The organism is Sphingobium cupriresistens LL01, from assembly GCF_001046645.1.
In the GTDB taxonomy this organism is placed as follows: domain Bacteria; phylum Pseudomonadota; class Alphaproteobacteria; order Sphingomonadales; family Sphingomonadaceae; genus Sphingobium; species Sphingobium cupriresistens.
On the sequence record NZ_KQ130434.1, the window covers coordinates 105,821 to 122,372 of the forward strand.

Sequence of the window (16,552 nt, forward strand, 5' to 3'; positions counted from 1 at the left end):
ATATGAGCTACCGCATCGCGGTCGACACGGGGGGAACCTTTACCGATGTGGTCGTTGCCGATCCGCTCCACAATCTGACGGTCAACAAGGCTCTCACGGACCATTCTCGCGTGTTCAACGGGATCAAGGAGGCGCTCGGCGTGACCGCAGCGGGCCTGGGCGTTTCTCTTGACGACCTGCTGAGCGACACATCCATTTTCATCTATGCCACCACGCGGGCGACCAATGCCATCATCGAAGGCAAGACGGCCAAGACGGCCTTCCTCACCACGCGCGGCTTCAAGGACACGTTGGTCCTGCGCGAAGGTGGCCGACCCAATGCCTATGATTTCTCTATATCCTATCCCGCGCCCTATGTGCCACGTCGCTTGAGCTTCGAACTTGACGAGCGTGTCGACGCTGAAGGCAACGTCATTATTGCTCTCGATGAGGCGCAGGTTCGCGAGGTTCTGCAGCAACTCAAGCAGCGGGACATCGAAGCCATCGGCGTGTCGCTGCTGTGGTCGATCGCCAACAGCGATCACGAAAGGCGCGTTGGCGAGTTGATTGCCGAAGAGTTGCCAGGTGTACCATTCACCCTGTCGCACAGCGTGAACCCCGTCATTCGCGAATATCGCCGTGCGTCATCCGCTGTGATCGACGCCTCGCTCAAGCCGTTGATGCAGACCCATCTCAAGAACCTTGCCATCGATCTGGAGGCGGCGGGGTTCAAGGGCGAGTTGCTGGCGGCGACATCCTTCGGCGGTGTCATGAGCGTGGAAGCACTCGGCGAGCGGCCGATCTACTCTACCCGCAGCGGCCCATCGATGGCGCCGATCGCGGGCAAGGTATATGGTCATGCGGAACTGGGTGCGCGCGACGTCATCATCTGCGATACCGGCGGCACCAGCTTCGATGTCAGCATGATCCGCGATGGCGATGTCGTCTTCACGCGGGAAACTTGGCTTGGCGAGCGTTTCCTGGGCCATCTGACAGGCCTGTCTTCGGTCGATGCTCGCAGCATTGGTGCCGGAGGCGGTTCGATCGCCTGGGTCGATCCTGGCGGCTTGCTTCGTGTCGGTCCGCAAAGCGCAGGGAGCCAGCCGGGGCCGGCCGCTTATGGAAATGGCGGCGAACTGCCCACCGTAACGGATGCGGCAACCGTTCTTGGCTATCTCAATCCCGCCAATTTCCTTGGCGGTCGCCTGAAACTGGATGTCGATGCATCGCGCCGGGCCCTCGCCACCGTTGCCGATCCGCTGGGATTGTCGGTCGAAGAGGCGGCTACCGGCGTCATGAAGATCGCCAGCGAAGCCATGGTGCAGGCCGTCCAGGAAATCACCGTCAACGAAGGCGTCGATCCTCGTGAATGCCTGATGGTCGCGGGCGGCGGCGCTGCAGGTCTCAATATCGCCGCTGTCGTGAAGGAAATCGGTGCCAAGCATGTACTGATACCCCGGACAGCGGGCGGTTTGAGCGCCTGTGGCGCGCAATTCTCCGACATCATTTCTGAATATTCCGCGACGCTGCTGCTCGACACCCGCAACTTCGATTTCAGGCGGGCAAATGATGTTTTGGCCGGGCTCGACGGCCAGATGGATGGTGTGGCGTCGGACCTGGAAGCACGCGGTGTTCTGAGTATCGAACGTCGTTATTTCGTCGAGGCGCGTTATGAAGGGCAGGCGTGGGAACTCGAATTGCCTTTGCGGAGCAACAGCTTCGACGGGCAGAGCGCAGTCGATCAACTGATCCAGGATTTCCATGCGGTCCACGAACGCATTTTCGCAGTAACTGATCCTGGCTCACCGGTTGAAATCCTCTTTTGGAAGGCCCGACTGACCGCAGTCGTCAACAAGCCGTCGCTCGTCGCAAGCAATGATGGCGGGACGGATGCGCCGCGCTCACGCCGAACGGCCCATTTCGAAGAGACAGGGAGCGTCGAGATCGGGTCCTATGACGGGCCTGCCCTGCGCGTCGGAAGCCGCATAGCCGGTCCGGCCGTTATCGAGGAGCCGACGACGACCATCGTCGTCTATCCCGGCATGACGGCCATTGTTACGTCGTATCGCAATTATCTGATCGAGACGGGAGTTTGACGATGAATGACAAGCAGAAGGCGCAAGCCCCGCTCGATCCCACTGTACTGGCGGTCATCGCCAACCGGGTCAACGCCATATTGCGCGAAATGACGAATACGCTGTTGCGCAGCGGCCGGTCGGCCATCTTGACGACCGCAAGGGATTTTTCCTGTTCGATCGTGACGGGCGACAACCGGCTTCTTGCAACAGCAGAGGGACTGCCGGTTCATATTTTCGGCTCGCATCTGCAGACCGAAACTATGACCAAGCTGCATAGCGACATCGCGCCTGGCGATGCGTTCCTGCACAATGATCCCTATAGCGGGAACACCCATGCTGCCGACCACACGATATTGGTTCCGGTCTTTGTCGGCGGCAAGCATCTGTTCACGGCCGTAGCGAAGGCGCATCAGGCCGATATCGGCAACAGTCAGCCTACGACATACATGCCCAGTGCTAAGGATGTGTACGAGGAAGGCGCATTGATCTTCCCCGCGACCCGGGTGCAGCGCAACTATACCGACATCGACGATATCATCCGCTTGTGCCGGTTGCGCATTCGCGTCCCGGATCAATGGTATGGCGATTATCTGGCAACCTTGGGATCGGCTCGGATTGGCGAACGGCGGCTGGTCGAGTTGGTCGCGAAATATGGGCAGGAGACGATTGAGGCGTTCGTAGAGGAATGGTTCGATTATTCCGAACGGCGGATCGCGCACGCCCTGCAGGGTTTCCAAAGCGGGACCTATTCGGCGTCGACCGCCCATGATCCGCTGCCGGGCATCATCGAAGACAGCATTCCGATCAACATCACGGCCAAGATCGATGCCGAAGGTGGTCATATCGAGATCGATCTGCGCGATAATATCGACTGCCTCGAAGCAGGGCTGAACCTGTCGCGGGCAACGTCCATCAACAGTACGGTCACTGGCATTTTCAACGTGCTGGACGCCGATATTCCCCATAATCATGGCACTATCCGCCGGATCAATGTGCTGCTGCGCGAAAATTGCATCGTCGGCTATCCGGTCCATCCGACATCCTGTTCAATGGCGACAAGCAATGTCGCTGATCGCCTGATCAGCGTGACACAGTCGGCCCTCTCGCAAGCGACGCCCTTTGGCGTGGCCGAGGGCGGGGCATCGTTGGGGGCGGGCACCGCGGTGATCGCGGGCAAGGACGCGCGCCGGGGGAATATGCCCTTCGTCAATCAGCTCGTGGTGACCGCTATGGGCGGCGCGGCTTCGGCGATGGCCGACGGCTGGCTGACGATGGGCGTCCCAGTCACCGGCGGGCTGCTCTTGCGCGATTCGGTCGAAATCGACGAGATGAAATATCCGATCGTCGTCGACAAGGTCGTTGCGGTGCCCGATTCCGGCGGCGCCGGCAAATATCGCGGAGGGGCAAGTACCCGTGTCGAATATGGCCCGCGATTTGCTAACATGTCGGTAGCTGTGATGGCGGATTGCAAGATCAACCCTGCGCGCGGTGCCCAGGGCGGTCTGTCCGGGATGCCGCACTATATCGCATTGCGCGACGTCGAAAGCGGCGAGGAAAAGGAAATCGGTTCGTTCGGCGTGTTCGACGTCGGGATCAACCAGCGCATCGTCGGCATCGACGCGGGCGGCGGCGGCTTCGGCAACCCGTGGGAGCGCGATCCCGCCAAGGTTCTGGACGATGTTCTGGAAGGATGGGTGACGCAGGACAGCGCATCGGACGTCTACGGCGTGGCATTTGCAGGGGCAGGCGACGAGATCGTGGTGGATGATGAGCAGACCCGGCAACTGCGCAGTCAACTGGGCAGTTCATGAACTGAGAAGCGGGTCCTGGCCGCCTGGCGCGGGGACCTTTGCGACGTGCTTGCAAGCCGTCGAGGAGACAATATGGACAAGTTATTCCCGGACGCCAAAAGCGCGCTGGCAGGAATCCTGCGCGACGACATCATGGTCATGTCCGGCGGCTTTGGCCTGTGTGGTATTCCAGCCGACCTGATCGAAGAAATCGCCCGTAGCGATGTCCGCAACCTGACCGTCGTTTCCAACAATGCGGGCGTCGACGGCCAGGGTCTTGGGCTGTTGCTGGCAAATGGCCAGATTCGCAAGATGATCAGTTCGTATGTCGGCGAGAATAAGCTGTTCGCCAGCCTGTACCTCTCTGGCGCACTGGAACTGGAGTTCAATCCCCAGGGGACCTTGGCGGAAAGGATTCGCGCCGGTGGTGCAGGCATACCTGGCTTCTACACCAGGACAGGTGTGGGCACTCTCGTTGCGGACGGCAAAGAACATAAGGCCTTTGCGGGCGAGACCTATATTCTCGAAACCGGCCTTGTCGCGGACGTTGCGATCGTAAGGGCGTGGAAATCGGATAGCGAGGGCAATCTGGTGTTCCGCAAGACCGCGCGCAATTTCAATCCGGTCATGGCCACGGCCGGGCGGGTTACGATCGCCGAGGTCGAAGAACTAGTCGAGGTCGGAGACATTGATCCAGACCAGGTTCATGTGCCGGGCATCTATGTCCAGCGCCTGGTTCAGGCGCGCGGCCGGGAAAAGCCCATCGAACAACGCACCGTCCGTACGAGGATCTGAACATGGCTTGGACACGGGACGAACTGGCCGCGCGTGCCGCGCGTGAATTGCAGGACGGATTTTACGTCAATCTGGGGATCGGAATTCCTACCCTGGTTGCCAACCATATACCGCCTGGCATCCATGTCACATTGCAGTCGGAAAACGGAATGTTGGGTATGGGGCCTTTCCCGTGGGAGGGCGAGGAAGATCCCGATCTTATCAATGCGGGTAAGCAGACGATCACGCAGCTCCCGCATTCAAGCTATTTTTCAAGCTCGGACAGCTTCGCCATGATCCGCGGCGGCCATGTAGACCTCTCTATTCTGGGGGCGATGCAAGTGTCCCAGCGGGGCGATATCGCCAACTGGATGATACCCGGCAAGATGGTCAAAGGCATGGGCGGCGCCATGGACCTGGTGGCGGGCGTGAAGCGCGTCGTCGTTGTGATGGAGCATAATGCGCGCGATGGGGCGCCCAAATTGCTGCCGTCGTGCGATCTGCCGCTTACTGGTCTTGGCTGCGTCGATCGAGTCATAACCGAGCTGGGCGTATTCGACATCGTACATGATGGGTTCGAGCTTCACGAACTGGCACCGAACGTCTCGATCGAAGAGGTTTGGGCCCGGACCGCAGCGCCCGTCGCCACGACATTCTAGTTTTTCAACATGCGTTGACAACGGCTACACCATCCCGTAGAAAATGAACGAGCGTTTGTACGTTTTAGGTTCGACTTGGTACGGATGAGGAAATGACCGATGTGGCTTGCTGACATCCTTTTTGAATCCGCATCCCGCCATTGCGACAAGCTGGCGATTATTTTCGAAAATCGCCGACTGACTTACGGCGCTTTGCGGCTGGAAGTGGAACGGGCGGCAGCCGGATTGCAGGCGTTGGATATCGGCCCTTCGAAGCGCGTCGCCGTCATGCTCGAAAATGGCCTGGATTTCGTCGTGGCTTATTATGCGACGCTCGCGACAGGGGCTTCTGTCGTAACGGTTAGCGCGCTGCTGACCGTATCGGAGGCAAGCTATGTCCTGAAGGACAGCACAGCGGACCTTTTGATCGGAGGCGGACGGGTTTGGGATACGGCCCAAGCTGCCGCGGACGGCGCAGGCCTGCAAGCCTTTCAACTGGCGGATCTGGCGGAAGGCCTCACCTATATCTGTCCGACGCCGCCGGATGGCCGCGATGAAGCCGTCATCATGTATACGAGCGGCACGACGGGGAAACCCAAAGGGGCAATCCTTACCCATGACAACCTGACGATGAATGCCTTGGTTTCGGTGGGGCAGGGGATGTTCAACCTTAGTCCCGAGGACGTGGTGTTGTGCTGCATTCCGCTGTTCCATGCGTCCGGCCAAAGCTGCTTGTTGAATACCGGTCTTTTGGCTGGCGCGACCGTGGTGATCATGCGGCAGTTCGCGGCACAAGCCGTGCTGGACGTGATGCGGCTGGAAAAAGTGACGTTCTTTCTTGGCGTTCCGACGATGTATGTCGGGCTGCTGTCGCTAGTCCGTCCCAACAAGGCAGAACTGCCGCATTGGCGAGTTGCGGTGTCTGGCGGCGCACCTATCCCGGTGGCGGTCCTTGAAGAAGTCGAACGTCTTTTCGAGGTCGATATCTATGAGGGCTATGGCCTGACGGAAACCTCACCCACCGCCTGTTTCAACCAGCCCGATTTCGAGCGACGTCCCGGGACGATTGGCAAGGCGATCTGGGGCGTCCAGTGCGAAGTCGCGAGGATCGAGTTGGAGGACCGCATCGAACTGTTGGCGGCCGATGAAGTGGGCGAGCTCGTGGTGCGTGGTCACAATGTGTTTGCAGGCTATCTGAACCAGGCCGATGCGACACGCGCCTGCATGGTCGACGGGTGGTTTCGAACGGGCGACATCGCGACCAAAGATGAAGATGGCTATGTCAGGATAGTCGATCGGAAAAAGGACATGATCATCCGGGGGGGCTTCAATGTCTATTCCCGTGAGATCGAAGAGGTATTGTCCACCCATCCGGCCATAGCCCTGGCCGCAGTCGTAGGGCGTCCCGATGACCTGTTCGGCGAGGAAATCGTCGCGGTCGTACAACTGCATCGCGACATGGCCGGCATATCGTCGTCGGACATGGTCGAATGGGCAAAACGCCATCTGGCCAAATATAAATATCCTCGGGAATTCGTGTTTGTCGAAACCATTCCCTTGGGGCCCAGCGGCAAAATCCTGAAACGAGAATTGGCGGAACTGGTGGCGCGGCTGTCCACGGCTTCACCGTGAAAGAGGATTAGCGCCATTTCACGTCAATCAAACAGATAAAGAAAGTTATGCCATGACGGATATACTCCAATTCTCGAAACGCCGCTTTTCGCAGCCTTATGGTCCTGGCCAGCTCTATGGCGCACCGCCTTATCCTTATCGCGATGCGAAGAGCATCACGGCGGTATTCACGGCGGAAGGCATGGGAATTGAGGATTTCCTGCCGCCAGGGGTGAAGATCGCCGATCCCGAACCTTTGGCGCTCGTCACCGCGAGTCACTATCCCCAGAGCGCCTTTGGCCGTTACAACGAATTCTGGCTGTATGTCCGCGTCGAGTTTAACGGCGAACGCTTTATGTACTGCGTCGCCATGTACGCCGACAGCGAGAAGGCAACGGCTGCGGGCCGCGAATTGTGGGGTTTCCCCAAAAAAATGGCGGAGATGTCGCTACGGCATGAAAGTGGCCAATGGGTATTTCGCGCACAGCGGCCTGCCGACAATTGTATGTTGACGCTCACCTTCATCGAAGAAGGGGAGGGTGAGTCCGAAATGGTTGGGGAGATAAGCCTGCCCACGCTCAGCCTGCGCCTGATCCCGCATTTCACTGGCGAGGGCGAGCCCGACATTGCTCAATTGCTGGCCACAGACAACAAGAAGACGCTCCGCCAGAGCGCGCTTGGCACCGATGAACGGCGCTGCGGTCGCGCCCATTTGCGCTGGAATTCGACTGTCGCCGATCCTTTCGGGCCGTTCGTTCCCAAGAAGATGCTCGGTGCATGGTTCTCCAATTACGACACCGACGTGCCGGGCGCGTACGCGCTGGTGCACGACTACAAACATAAGGCCTGACGAAAAGGCAAGTTGACCGGGTGTTGGCCCGGCTCGAACGAGGATAAGAGCCATGAAGACCACAGCAGCCATCGTCGGCACCGGCGAAGTGCCGACCGGCCATTACCCCGATCGCAGCGAGGCGGAGGCGGCTGTCGCCGCGTGCCGGCAGGCGATCATGGATGCCGGCATGTCGCCACGGGACATCGAAGCGGTCATGCCTGTGGGTGTGGTCATGGGATCGCGGCACTTCAACACCGATCTGATCTTCTCGCGGCTTTGCGAGGAGCTGGGCATGTTGCGATCGGTAAAGCTGAACGCCCAGCTCATGGCCGGTGGCGCCAGCGGTTCGGCGACCTTGAAGGTTGCTTCCGCGCTGGTCGCATCGGGCGCGGTGCGCAATGTCCTGGTCGTGCATTCCGACAAGTTCGGCACCACGACGATGCAACAGGGTATCGACCTGTTCGCGACGCTTGGCATCTCCGAGGAGTGGGAGGCGCCCTACGGCCACAACGCTAATACGGCGATCGCACTGATCACCCAGCGATACATGCATGAGACCGGCACGACCGAGGAAGAATTGGCGTCGGTCGCGGTGGCGTTGCGTCAATGGGGCGCCCTTAACCCCAACGCGATGTTCCGATCGCCTATTACGGTCGAAGACGTCATGCGCAGCGATCATGTATGTACGCCCTTGCGGCCCAAGACGATGAGCCTGTGGGCAGACGGCGCCAGCGCCTATATCGTGGCGCGCGCCGACGATGCGATCCATATCACCTCCACGCCCGTCTACATACGCGGCGCGGCTTCGCTGGTGACCCATTATTCATCGTCACAGGAAGCGGATCTCGCATATCTCGCCTTCCCGCAAGTCGCCAAGCAGGCTTATGCTCAGGCCGGACTGTCGCCCAAGGATATCGACGTCGCCCAATGCTATGACGCCTATTCGGTCATGCCACTGCTCGCCATGGATGCTCTGGATCTTTGCGACGGCGAACGCGCGGGCAAATTCATCGCCGCCGGCCACACATTGCCCGGCGGGAAAATGCCGATGACGACGACGGGTGGCGCTATCGCCCAGGGGCATACGGGTGCGGGCGTCGGCGTTTCGTTGATGGTCGAGGCAGCAAGGCAATTGATGGGCAAGGCCGGCGATCGCCAGGTCAAGGATGCGGTCAATGCCGCAGAGTCGGGGTCCGGCGGAACCTGGATGGATTCCCATATCTCCATTCTATCGAGGGAAGCACGATGAGCGAACAACCAACCAACCGCCCCGTTCCGCGACCCACGGCGTGGAGCAAGCCTTATTGGGATGCCGCTCGGGAAGAGCGCCTCATCATCCAGCACTGCAAAACATGCTCGACCAAGATCATGAATCCCAAGCAATATTGTCCGAACTGCCTGTCTGACGATCTTGGCTGGTCCGCATCGACCGGTCTTGGGACCGTCTACAGCTATTCCATCCAGAAGCGGTCCGCCGCCTCGCCATTCGTAGGCAAGGTGCCCTATGTCGTTGCCGTCGTCAGGCTGGAGGATGACGTCCAGCTTCTCACCAACATCGTAGGCGACCGGGCACTTTCAGTGCAATGCGGCGATGCCGTCCGGGTTGCATTCGAACCTATCGCAGGAACGGACATTACCCTGCCGGTTTTCGAACTGGTTGACTGAACCATGGTGCTGCCACTGGGGAAACCGATGCTGGAGATGGTGGTCGGGGCAGATTGGCTCGACGAACTGGATCATGTGAGCTTCCTGCAGCACCAGCGCATGGCAGACCGGGCAACCGAAATTCTGTGGAGAAACGCGGGTGGCCCGCCATTCACCGCCGCGTCGCCCACAGCCTTGGTGATGATCGACGTTCGCGCCCGCTACGCGCGGGAACTGCGGCTTGACGAGACGGTAGCGGTCCACACCCGCGTGACAAAGGTCGATCATCGGCGCCTTTGGCTTACGCATTCGCTGGTTTGCGAAGGCGCTGTCGCGACAACGGTCGATATATTGGCGCTCTGTTTCGACGCAGGGAAGCGGCGAGCCGCTCTGTGGCCTGAAGCGATGATGGAGAAGTTTCAGCATTGGTCTGTGGGAAGCGCAACGGTGGAGCCATGACGGAAGCGCCTACGGCGCCTGTGCGCGATGGATACTCCAACGGAAAGGCGGAACGCGACGCAACAGGGTCAACATTGACAAAAATTGAGCGATTATAGAAATGAACGATCGCTCCTTTTTTTGACGTATATTGGCGTGGTATGTCGGGTAATCGGCGGCATTGAGGCGACGGTGGCATGACCTGTCGCATCAGATCAAATCGGCAATCGGCCAATGTGATGGCCCCGTGGCAGCAAGTCGATCAAGTGCGGGATGGTATCGAAAATTTGAACGGACAAGGAATTTCAGATGAGCAAGGCAGAGCAGAACCGGCAACTGATAATGGATTATTTTGCGGCTTGGTCTGCCGGAGATGTCGAGAAGGGCGAAAGCTACTACTCGCACGATTTCGTCAGCTATCAGGCCGGGCACAGCGCCTTGGCCGGCGTATTTCATGGCAAGCAGGAACTGCATGACCGCTGGATCGCACCCCTGCTCGAGATGACCGGCAACCGGTGGTACGTGTCGGGCGAACCGGAAATCATCCTGGCCGGCGACGATGGCATCGTGGTGATCGTTCATGAAACGATGGAACGTGACGGAAAAGGGAAAATATCGACCGACAAATTGGTCGTCTATACGATCCGCGACGACAAGATCACAACCTGCCGGATGTATGATGGCGACCAGGGCGCGATCGACGATTTCTGGTCCTGAGACCAGCCCGTCTCCAGTGAACCATCGCAAAATATGCTTGGCATATCCCGCAAGTAGTTCCGGGTTTGTCCGTAGGGAGTAAAATAGTGAGTGATATCCTCGATCGCGCCAATGGTTGCCCGGTCATGAATTTCGATTACGCCAAGATCAGGCCATGTGGCAGCTATCGTCAGAAGGCGATGGAACTGCGCGACGAGGGCACGCCGATCTGGGTCAATGATTTTGCGCAGGGCTTCTGGGTCGTCACCACCCAGGAACTGGTGCGCGAGGTCTATCTGAAAGCGGATATTTTCACGACCGATTCCGTGATGGCGGTCGAGCCGGAGACCGACCCCAAGCATATACTGCTGCCGCTGAACCTCAATCCACCCCATCATCGCAAATATCGCAATTTGCTGGCGCCGTGGTTTTCGCAGACGAAGGTGAAAGAGCTGGAGCCGCTGCTCCGTGCGTCGGCCCGCAATCTGGTGGAGGGCTTCCTGGCCGCCGGGAAAGTCGATGCCGCATGGGATTTCTGCGCGTTGCTGCCCATCAACAGCCTGCTGGGGGCTGCGAACATGCCCATGTCAGTCGCACCACAATTGATGCAGGCGATCAATGACTTCACGCGAGGCTTTAGCGGCCTCGAGGCGACCGAAACCGGTGGCACTGAAGGGATGGATGCAGCCGTCGATGCCATCCATGGGGTTACCAATCAGATGATCGCCGAGCGTCGCGCCCGGCCGCTGGACGCCAAGGACGATTTCTACACCTATCTGACGACCGAACTGGTCGAGGGCAGGCCGCTCACTGATGACGAAATCCGCCAGATCGGTCTGATCTATGTCGTGGCCGGGATGGAAACCATCAGAGCGCAGCTGGGCTGGCTGCTGTACCATATGGCCAAAGTGCCGACAGACCGCGAGCGCGTCCTGGCTGATCCGCGATTGATACCCGCGGCGGTCGAGGAGTCGATCCGCTATTATACGGTGATCTGGGGCGTGGGCCGCAAGGTCGGGCAGGACGTGCACTGGCATGGCGTGGATCTGAAGAAGGGTGACATGATCTACGCCCTCAACGATGCCTTCAATCGCGATCCCAAACGATTTGCCGATCCCGATACATTCGATCTGGATCGCAAGATGGCGCCGCACCTGTCTTTCGGATTTGGCGCCCATAGCTGCATCGGTATGCACCTTGCGCGCACCCAACTGGAAGTCGCGCTGGAAGAATTTCATCGGCTTATCCCGGATTACGCGATCGAACATGGCGCGGTGATCGAAGAACGCGGGTCCGAAGTGACCCTACAATCTCTCCCCCTTACCTGGGCGGCGCGCGCATAGGCTTCGCTCTTTCAATCAGCGACCTGGGGAGGCTCGATTAGATGGCGCGCGTTGCAGGCAAAATCGCCTTTGTGACCGGAGCAGCCGCCGGGCTGGGCGAGGCATGTGCCCGAATGCTGGTGGCGCAAGGCGCCCAGGTCGTTGTTGCGGACCAGGATGCTGAGCGCGCCCGTGAGGTGGCAGCGACAATGGGATCGCAGGCCATCCACTGGGCGATGGACGTCGCATCGCAGGCGGACTGGATCGCCGCGGCCACCATGGCAGAAGAACGATATGGCCATCTCGACATCCTCGTAAATAATGCCGGCATAGTCGTTGTCGAGGATCTAGAGGAAACCAGTCTCGCCTCGTTCCAACGGATCAATCAGATCATGTCTGAAGGCGTCTTTTTGGGCTGCAAATATATGCTCCCATTGTTGCGCAAGAGCCAGTCGGCGTCGATCGTCAACATGGCATCAACCGCTAGCCATCTAGGGTATCACAAATATTTTGCCTATGCGGCGGCCAAGGGCGCCGTCCGTTCGATGTCAAAAGCCATCGCGGTAGAATGTCATGTGAAGGGCTATCCGGTCCGGTGTAACTCGGTTCACCCGGCGGGCATCGAGACCGAACTCGAGCGACGGTCTCAGGGACGCGCCGACGTGCGGATCATTCCTAAGACCGGCATCCTTCCTTTCGGCTCAAACGGCCTTCCGCAGGATGTTGCGAACCTGGTCCTGTTTCTTGCCTGCGATGAGGCCCGCTTCATTACCGGCTCCGAGTATATCATCGACAACGGAGCCACTGTCTGGCCGAGCATCCCATAGGTCTTAGAGGAGCTGCCGACCAATATTCCGATAAATTGTCGGTTTCTTGCTGCGCAGGATGCAGGCATAGGCCGCTCCTGCAAAAAAAACTAGGAATGTGGTGATGATCAAGGCGTTCGCTTCATTTTGCGACCCGCCAATCAGCAATGTGAAATTTGCAATGGCGAGATAGACCACCGCTCCAAGGCCAAGGGTTGCAAGTGCAGGGGCGAACAGGGTGGCACCCAGGCCAGCGTTAAACTGCTGGTCGGAACGCCGGAAGAACATGATTATTGCCGCGCTCGTCAACAGCATCAACAGCAGGATCGCAAAACCACCTACCCCCGCGACGCGTGCATATAGCAGATCAGGCGGCACGCTCATCAGTACGAACAGTGCACCAATTATCAGCCAGATGAGACTGACAGCCATCGAGGCGACATGGGGCGATTGGTGCCGGGAATGAATATGCCCCAATATGCGGGGAAACACCCCGTCGATCCCCAGGCTCATCCCGTAGCGGGCAAGTATATTCTGCGCGGACAGCACCGCTGCGAATTGCGATGTCGCCAGCAGAATGTGGAGCGCATCGCTGGCGATGCGGCCAACATAAAGCTCCATGCCTCGGGGGAACAGGTTTGCGGGGGCCGCACTTGCGATCGCCGTAATGCGCGACATGCCAAATGCGGAAACGGTCATCCAGGCGGAGAATGCGTAAAAGAGGCCAATCAGAAGGACCGCAAGATATGTCGCGCGTGGCACCGTTCGTTCCGCATCGCGAACTTCTTCACGAAAGATCGCCGTAGCCTCAAATCCGAGAAAGCATGTCACGGCAAAAAGAATGGCGATCCCGACCGATCCCGATGTCATGCTCGACCAGCCAAGCGGGGCCAGCGATATGCCCTCCGGCCCACCATTGTGCAGGACCGCAATATCGAAAATTACGACGACCAGCGTTTCCAACGCCATGGCGACGGTCAAAACCTTGGCAGACAGATCGATTCTGAAATAGCATAATGTCGCGCTGCCCAGTCCACAGAGCGATCCATAGACGGGCCAGGGAATAGCAGGTCCGCCTAATGAACCGCGCACGAGCGCGTCTACATTTACCGCAAAAAAGGGCAGCGTGCAGAAGCCGAGCAGCAAATAGCCCATGATTGCCAGCATAGCTGCGCCCAGCCCGGCCACCCGACCTAAACCGGCGGTGACATAGGCATAAAAGCCGCCCGGACGCGGAAGATAACGTGTCATGGTGGTGAAGCCGATCGCGAAAATCAAGAGCAACGCCATAGCACACAGAAACACGGCGGGCGCGCCAGCGCCGTCGAAGACGATCACGAATGGAATGAAGCCGGACACCACCGCGACGGGTGCGGAAAAAGCCAGCACCGTCGCCAGCAATTCCCAAAGGCTCATATGCCCGTGAAGGTGCGTTTGCGGGCCTGCTTGAGAATCGTCGGTTGGAAAAGCCTGCTGGCTCAATTTCCTGCCCCTTGCCATCCGCTTGCATCGTCGCAGCACTGGAGCGGAATAATCTAATGTGAACGAATGTTCATAAAGCTAAGCGGTACACCGGGAGGCGTCAACCATTCATAGCCCTAAAAGGTAAAAATAATGATGTTTGACGAATGAACGCTCGTTCGTTATTCGTGTCTGCTGCATATGTGAAGGTGCGACAGCGTTGGATTGGGGGATTCGGTGATGAATAACGACATGCGAGTGAAGCTGATAAGCTGCGCCGCGGTAGCTGCGATTATGTCCGTGACCCCGGCATTGGCGCAGGTTGCCGTGACCGAGCGCGCCGATGACGGTGCCATAGTCGTCACCGCGCAGAAGCGAGCGCAGAATGTGCAGGACGTGGGTATCACGATCAACGCCTTCTCGGCCGAGACGCTGGTGAATGCCGGCATTACCGATGCAACGCAATTGACGCAGTTGACCCCCGCGCTCAACCTTTCTGGCAGTTACGGCGGGCAGGTACTCTCCTTTGCAATACGCGGCGTGACTCAGCAGGATTTCTCCGCCCAGGCCGAAGGGCCGGTGGCCGTTTATCTGGATGATGGGTATATGGCGCTCAATAACAGCGCCGGAGTCGGATTATTCGATCTTGACCATGTCGAAGTGCTCAAGGGGCCGCAGGGTACGCTTTTCGGCCGGAACGCGACCGGCGGTCTCGTCAATATCATAACGCGCAAGCCTGGTGACGTTGCAGACGGCTATGCGATGTTGAGCTACGGCTCCTACAATGATGTGCGAGGCGAAGCTGCCTTCGGCGGCCCGATCTCCGATGGCATTGCCTTCCGCGTGGCGGGAGCCGTTTCGAGCAACGGGGCCTATATCAAGAATCTCTCGCCGACGGGCGGCGATCTGGGTGGTGGACATGGCTACGCTTTGCGTGGCCATCTGAACTTCAAGCTTACACCTGATGCCGCCCTCTTGCTGTCGGGCTATGCGAGCAAATCCTACACGTCCTGGGCACCCTATTATGTCTTTGCTTCCACATCGATCGTCGATGGGAACGGCGTCGAACAAAATACCGTGGAAGTTCCAGGCCCAACCGGCGTAGGTAGCCCCACAACCGCTGGTGGCGGCCGCAAGGTCATATCCAATTATGCGCAAGATAGCGGTGGATCCAACGCGCTCAAGGGGGCAACCGCCAAGCTGACCGTGGATTTTGGTCCTGAACTCACGTTGCAGACGGACTATAAGGATGCGGAAACTCGCTTCCTGATCGATGCGGACGGCGCATCGTCTTTGTTCAACGGCGACACCCGGTCGCGGGTCCGCAATTTCTCGCAGGAAGCGCGCCTTTTCGGAAAGAACCAGGGATGGCGCTGGTATGCAGGTGCCTATTATCTGCATATCGATGCGCAGGTCGATCCCAACCGGAGCCCCTTTCCCGCATCCGGCGGGCTCGTCGATGATTTCAACAAGCTGGTGACCGACAGTTATTCGGCCTTTGGACAGGTTGAGGTCGATCTTGATCCACGGCTGACGTTCGTGGCGGGCGCCCGCATCACGCGCGAGATCAAAGACTTCGAATATCGGGCCGAATATTATTCGACCGACCTGTCGGCACTGCCGATTGCCGACCTCGGCCCAGCCCGTACGCCCTATTCCGGGCATCGGGCGGACTGGCTGTACAATGGCAAGGTGCAGTTGGAGTTTCGCCCGCGACCGGGGGTGCTTGTATATGCGGGTTGGTCGCGCGGATCCAAGGCGGGCAATTTCACGTCGCCTTACGCTGGGTCTACGACCTTTCCAGACAGCGCCTTGTCCTACAAGCCCGAAACGCTCAACTCTTATGAACTTGGCGGAAAGGCCGACCTGCTCGATCGCGTGGTGGAACTAAACGGCGCGGCGTTTTTCTATGATTATAAAAATTATCAGTCGTTCCAGTTCATCGGCCTGTCCAGCCTCGTCATCAATCGGCCGGCAAAGACATATGGCGGCGAAGCGACAATCAGCATTCGCCCGGTGGACGGGCTTACCGTCATGGGCGGCGGCAGCTATACGCACAACAAGATCGACGACGTTCCGGTCGGTGGCGTCATCAAGGACAGGGTGGCCCCCTTCACATCCAAATGGCAGGCGCTGGCATCGGTGGCTTACAACTGGCCTGCGCTGGGCGGAACGATGTCAGCGAACGCGAACGGGCACTATACAGGTCCATTTTACTTCTCTGTCAGCAACTTCAGCACGACCCGCGTTGCAGGGTACACCACCGTCGATCTGCGTTTGAGCTGGTCGGATGCAGCGGATATTTGGAAGCTGTCGATCTTCGGCAATAATATCGGCCAAGAAAAATACCGGACCGTCGGTTTCGATCTGACCGGTCTGTGTGGATGCACCCAGGTTGGATATGGCCGACCAAGATGGCTCGGCGCATCCGTTACGCGAAATTTCTAATGTGCGCTGGCGCCGTCGCATAGTCGGCGGCGCCA

General features: G+C 58.8%; 14 protein-coding genes. 13 read left to right on the plus strand and 1 reads right to left on the minus strand.

Going from position 1 to position 16,552, the window contains the following annotated elements; all coding sequences use genetic code 11:
* Positions 1-2 precede the first annotated feature (2 nt).
* The 12 genes from V473_RS00545 to V473_RS00600 all read left to right on the plus strand — a co-directional run bounded on the left by V473_RS00545 (position 3) and on the right by V473_RS00600 (position 12,629).
* Complete coding sequence (locus V473_RS00545; protein WP_066599209.1) at positions 3-2,075, plus strand: hydantoinase/oxoprolinase family protein; 2,073 nt, start codon at positions 3-5, stop codon at positions 2,073-2,075.
* A gap of 2 nt (positions 2,076-2,077) precedes the next feature.
* A complete protein-coding gene (locus V473_RS00550; RefSeq protein ID WP_066599211.1) occupies positions 2,078-3,868 on the plus strand; it encodes a hydantoinase B/oxoprolinase family protein in 1,791 nt (596 codons plus the stop codon).
* 72 nt (positions 3,869-3,940) lie between these two features.
* Positions 3,941-4,642 carry a CoA transferase subunit A gene (locus tag V473_RS00555; protein ID WP_066599214.1) on the plus strand — a complete coding sequence of 234 codons (702 nt, stop codon included), beginning with the start codon at positions 3,941-3,943 and terminating at the stop codon, positions 4,640-4,642.
* A 2-nt stretch (positions 4,643-4,644) separates the two neighbouring features.
* Entirely contained in the window at positions 4,645-5,280 is a 636-nt protein-coding gene (locus V473_RS00560) for a 3-oxoacid CoA-transferase subunit B (RefSeq protein WP_066599217.1), read from the plus strand.
* A gap of 99 nt (positions 5,281-5,379) precedes the next feature.
* On the plus strand, positions 5,380-6,891 hold the full coding sequence (locus V473_RS00565) for a long-chain-fatty-acid--CoA ligase (protein WP_066599219.1): 1,512 nt from the start codon (positions 5,380-5,382) through the stop codon (positions 6,889-6,891).
* Positions 6,892-6,943: 52 nt separating this feature from the next.
* Positions 6,944-7,720, plus strand: coding sequence for an acetoacetate decarboxylase family protein (locus V473_RS00570; protein WP_066599221.1), 777 nt, complete (start codon positions 6,944-6,946; stop codon positions 7,718-7,720).
* A 52-nt stretch (positions 7,721-7,772) separates the two neighbouring features.
* A complete protein-coding gene (locus V473_RS00575) occupies positions 7,773-8,951 on the plus strand; it encodes a thiolase family protein (protein ID WP_066599225.1) in 1,179 nt (392 codons plus the stop codon).
* A complete protein-coding gene (locus tag V473_RS00580) occupies positions 8,948-9,367 on the plus strand; it encodes a Zn-ribbon domain-containing OB-fold protein (RefSeq protein ID WP_066599228.1) in 420 nt (139 codons plus the stop codon). The genes V473_RS00575 and V473_RS00580 overlap by 4 nt, the downstream gene beginning before the upstream one ends.
* A gap of 27 nt (positions 9,368-9,394) precedes the next feature.
* Positions 9,395-9,805 (plus strand): acyl-CoA thioesterase, encoded by a 411-nt coding sequence (locus V473_RS00585; RefSeq protein WP_216628546.1) that lies wholly within the window; start codon positions 9,395-9,397, stop codon positions 9,803-9,805.
* 288 nt (positions 9,806-10,093) lie between these two features.
* Entirely contained in the window at positions 10,094-10,501 is a 408-nt protein-coding gene (locus V473_RS00590; protein ID WP_066599233.1) for a nuclear transport factor 2 family protein, read from the plus strand.
* 86 nt (positions 10,502-10,587) lie between these two features.
* A complete protein-coding gene (locus V473_RS00595; protein ID WP_148648298.1) occupies positions 10,588-11,823 on the plus strand; it encodes a cytochrome P450 in 1,236 nt (411 codons plus the stop codon).
* Positions 11,824-11,864: 41 nt separating this feature from the next.
* Positions 11,865-12,629, plus strand: coding sequence for an SDR family oxidoreductase (locus tag V473_RS00600; RefSeq protein WP_066599242.1), 765 nt, complete (start codon positions 11,865-11,867; stop codon positions 12,627-12,629).
* A gap of 3 nt (positions 12,630-12,632) precedes the next feature.
* Here the strand turns inward: V473_RS00600 and V473_RS00605 are convergent, their stop codons facing one another.
* Positions 12,633-14,090, minus strand: a complete 1,458-nt coding sequence (locus V473_RS00605; protein WP_169793898.1) for an APC family permease — start codon at positions 14,088-14,090, stop codon at positions 12,633-12,635.
* Between the two features lie 219 nt (positions 14,091-14,309).
* Here V473_RS00605 and V473_RS00610 point away from each other — a divergent pair, with 219 nt between their 5' ends.
* Positions 14,310-16,517 (plus strand): TonB-dependent receptor, encoded by a 2,208-nt coding sequence (locus V473_RS00610; RefSeq protein WP_066599252.1) that lies wholly within the window; start codon positions 14,310-14,312, stop codon positions 16,515-16,517.
* The last annotated feature ends 35 nt before the right edge of the window (positions 16,518-16,552 follow it).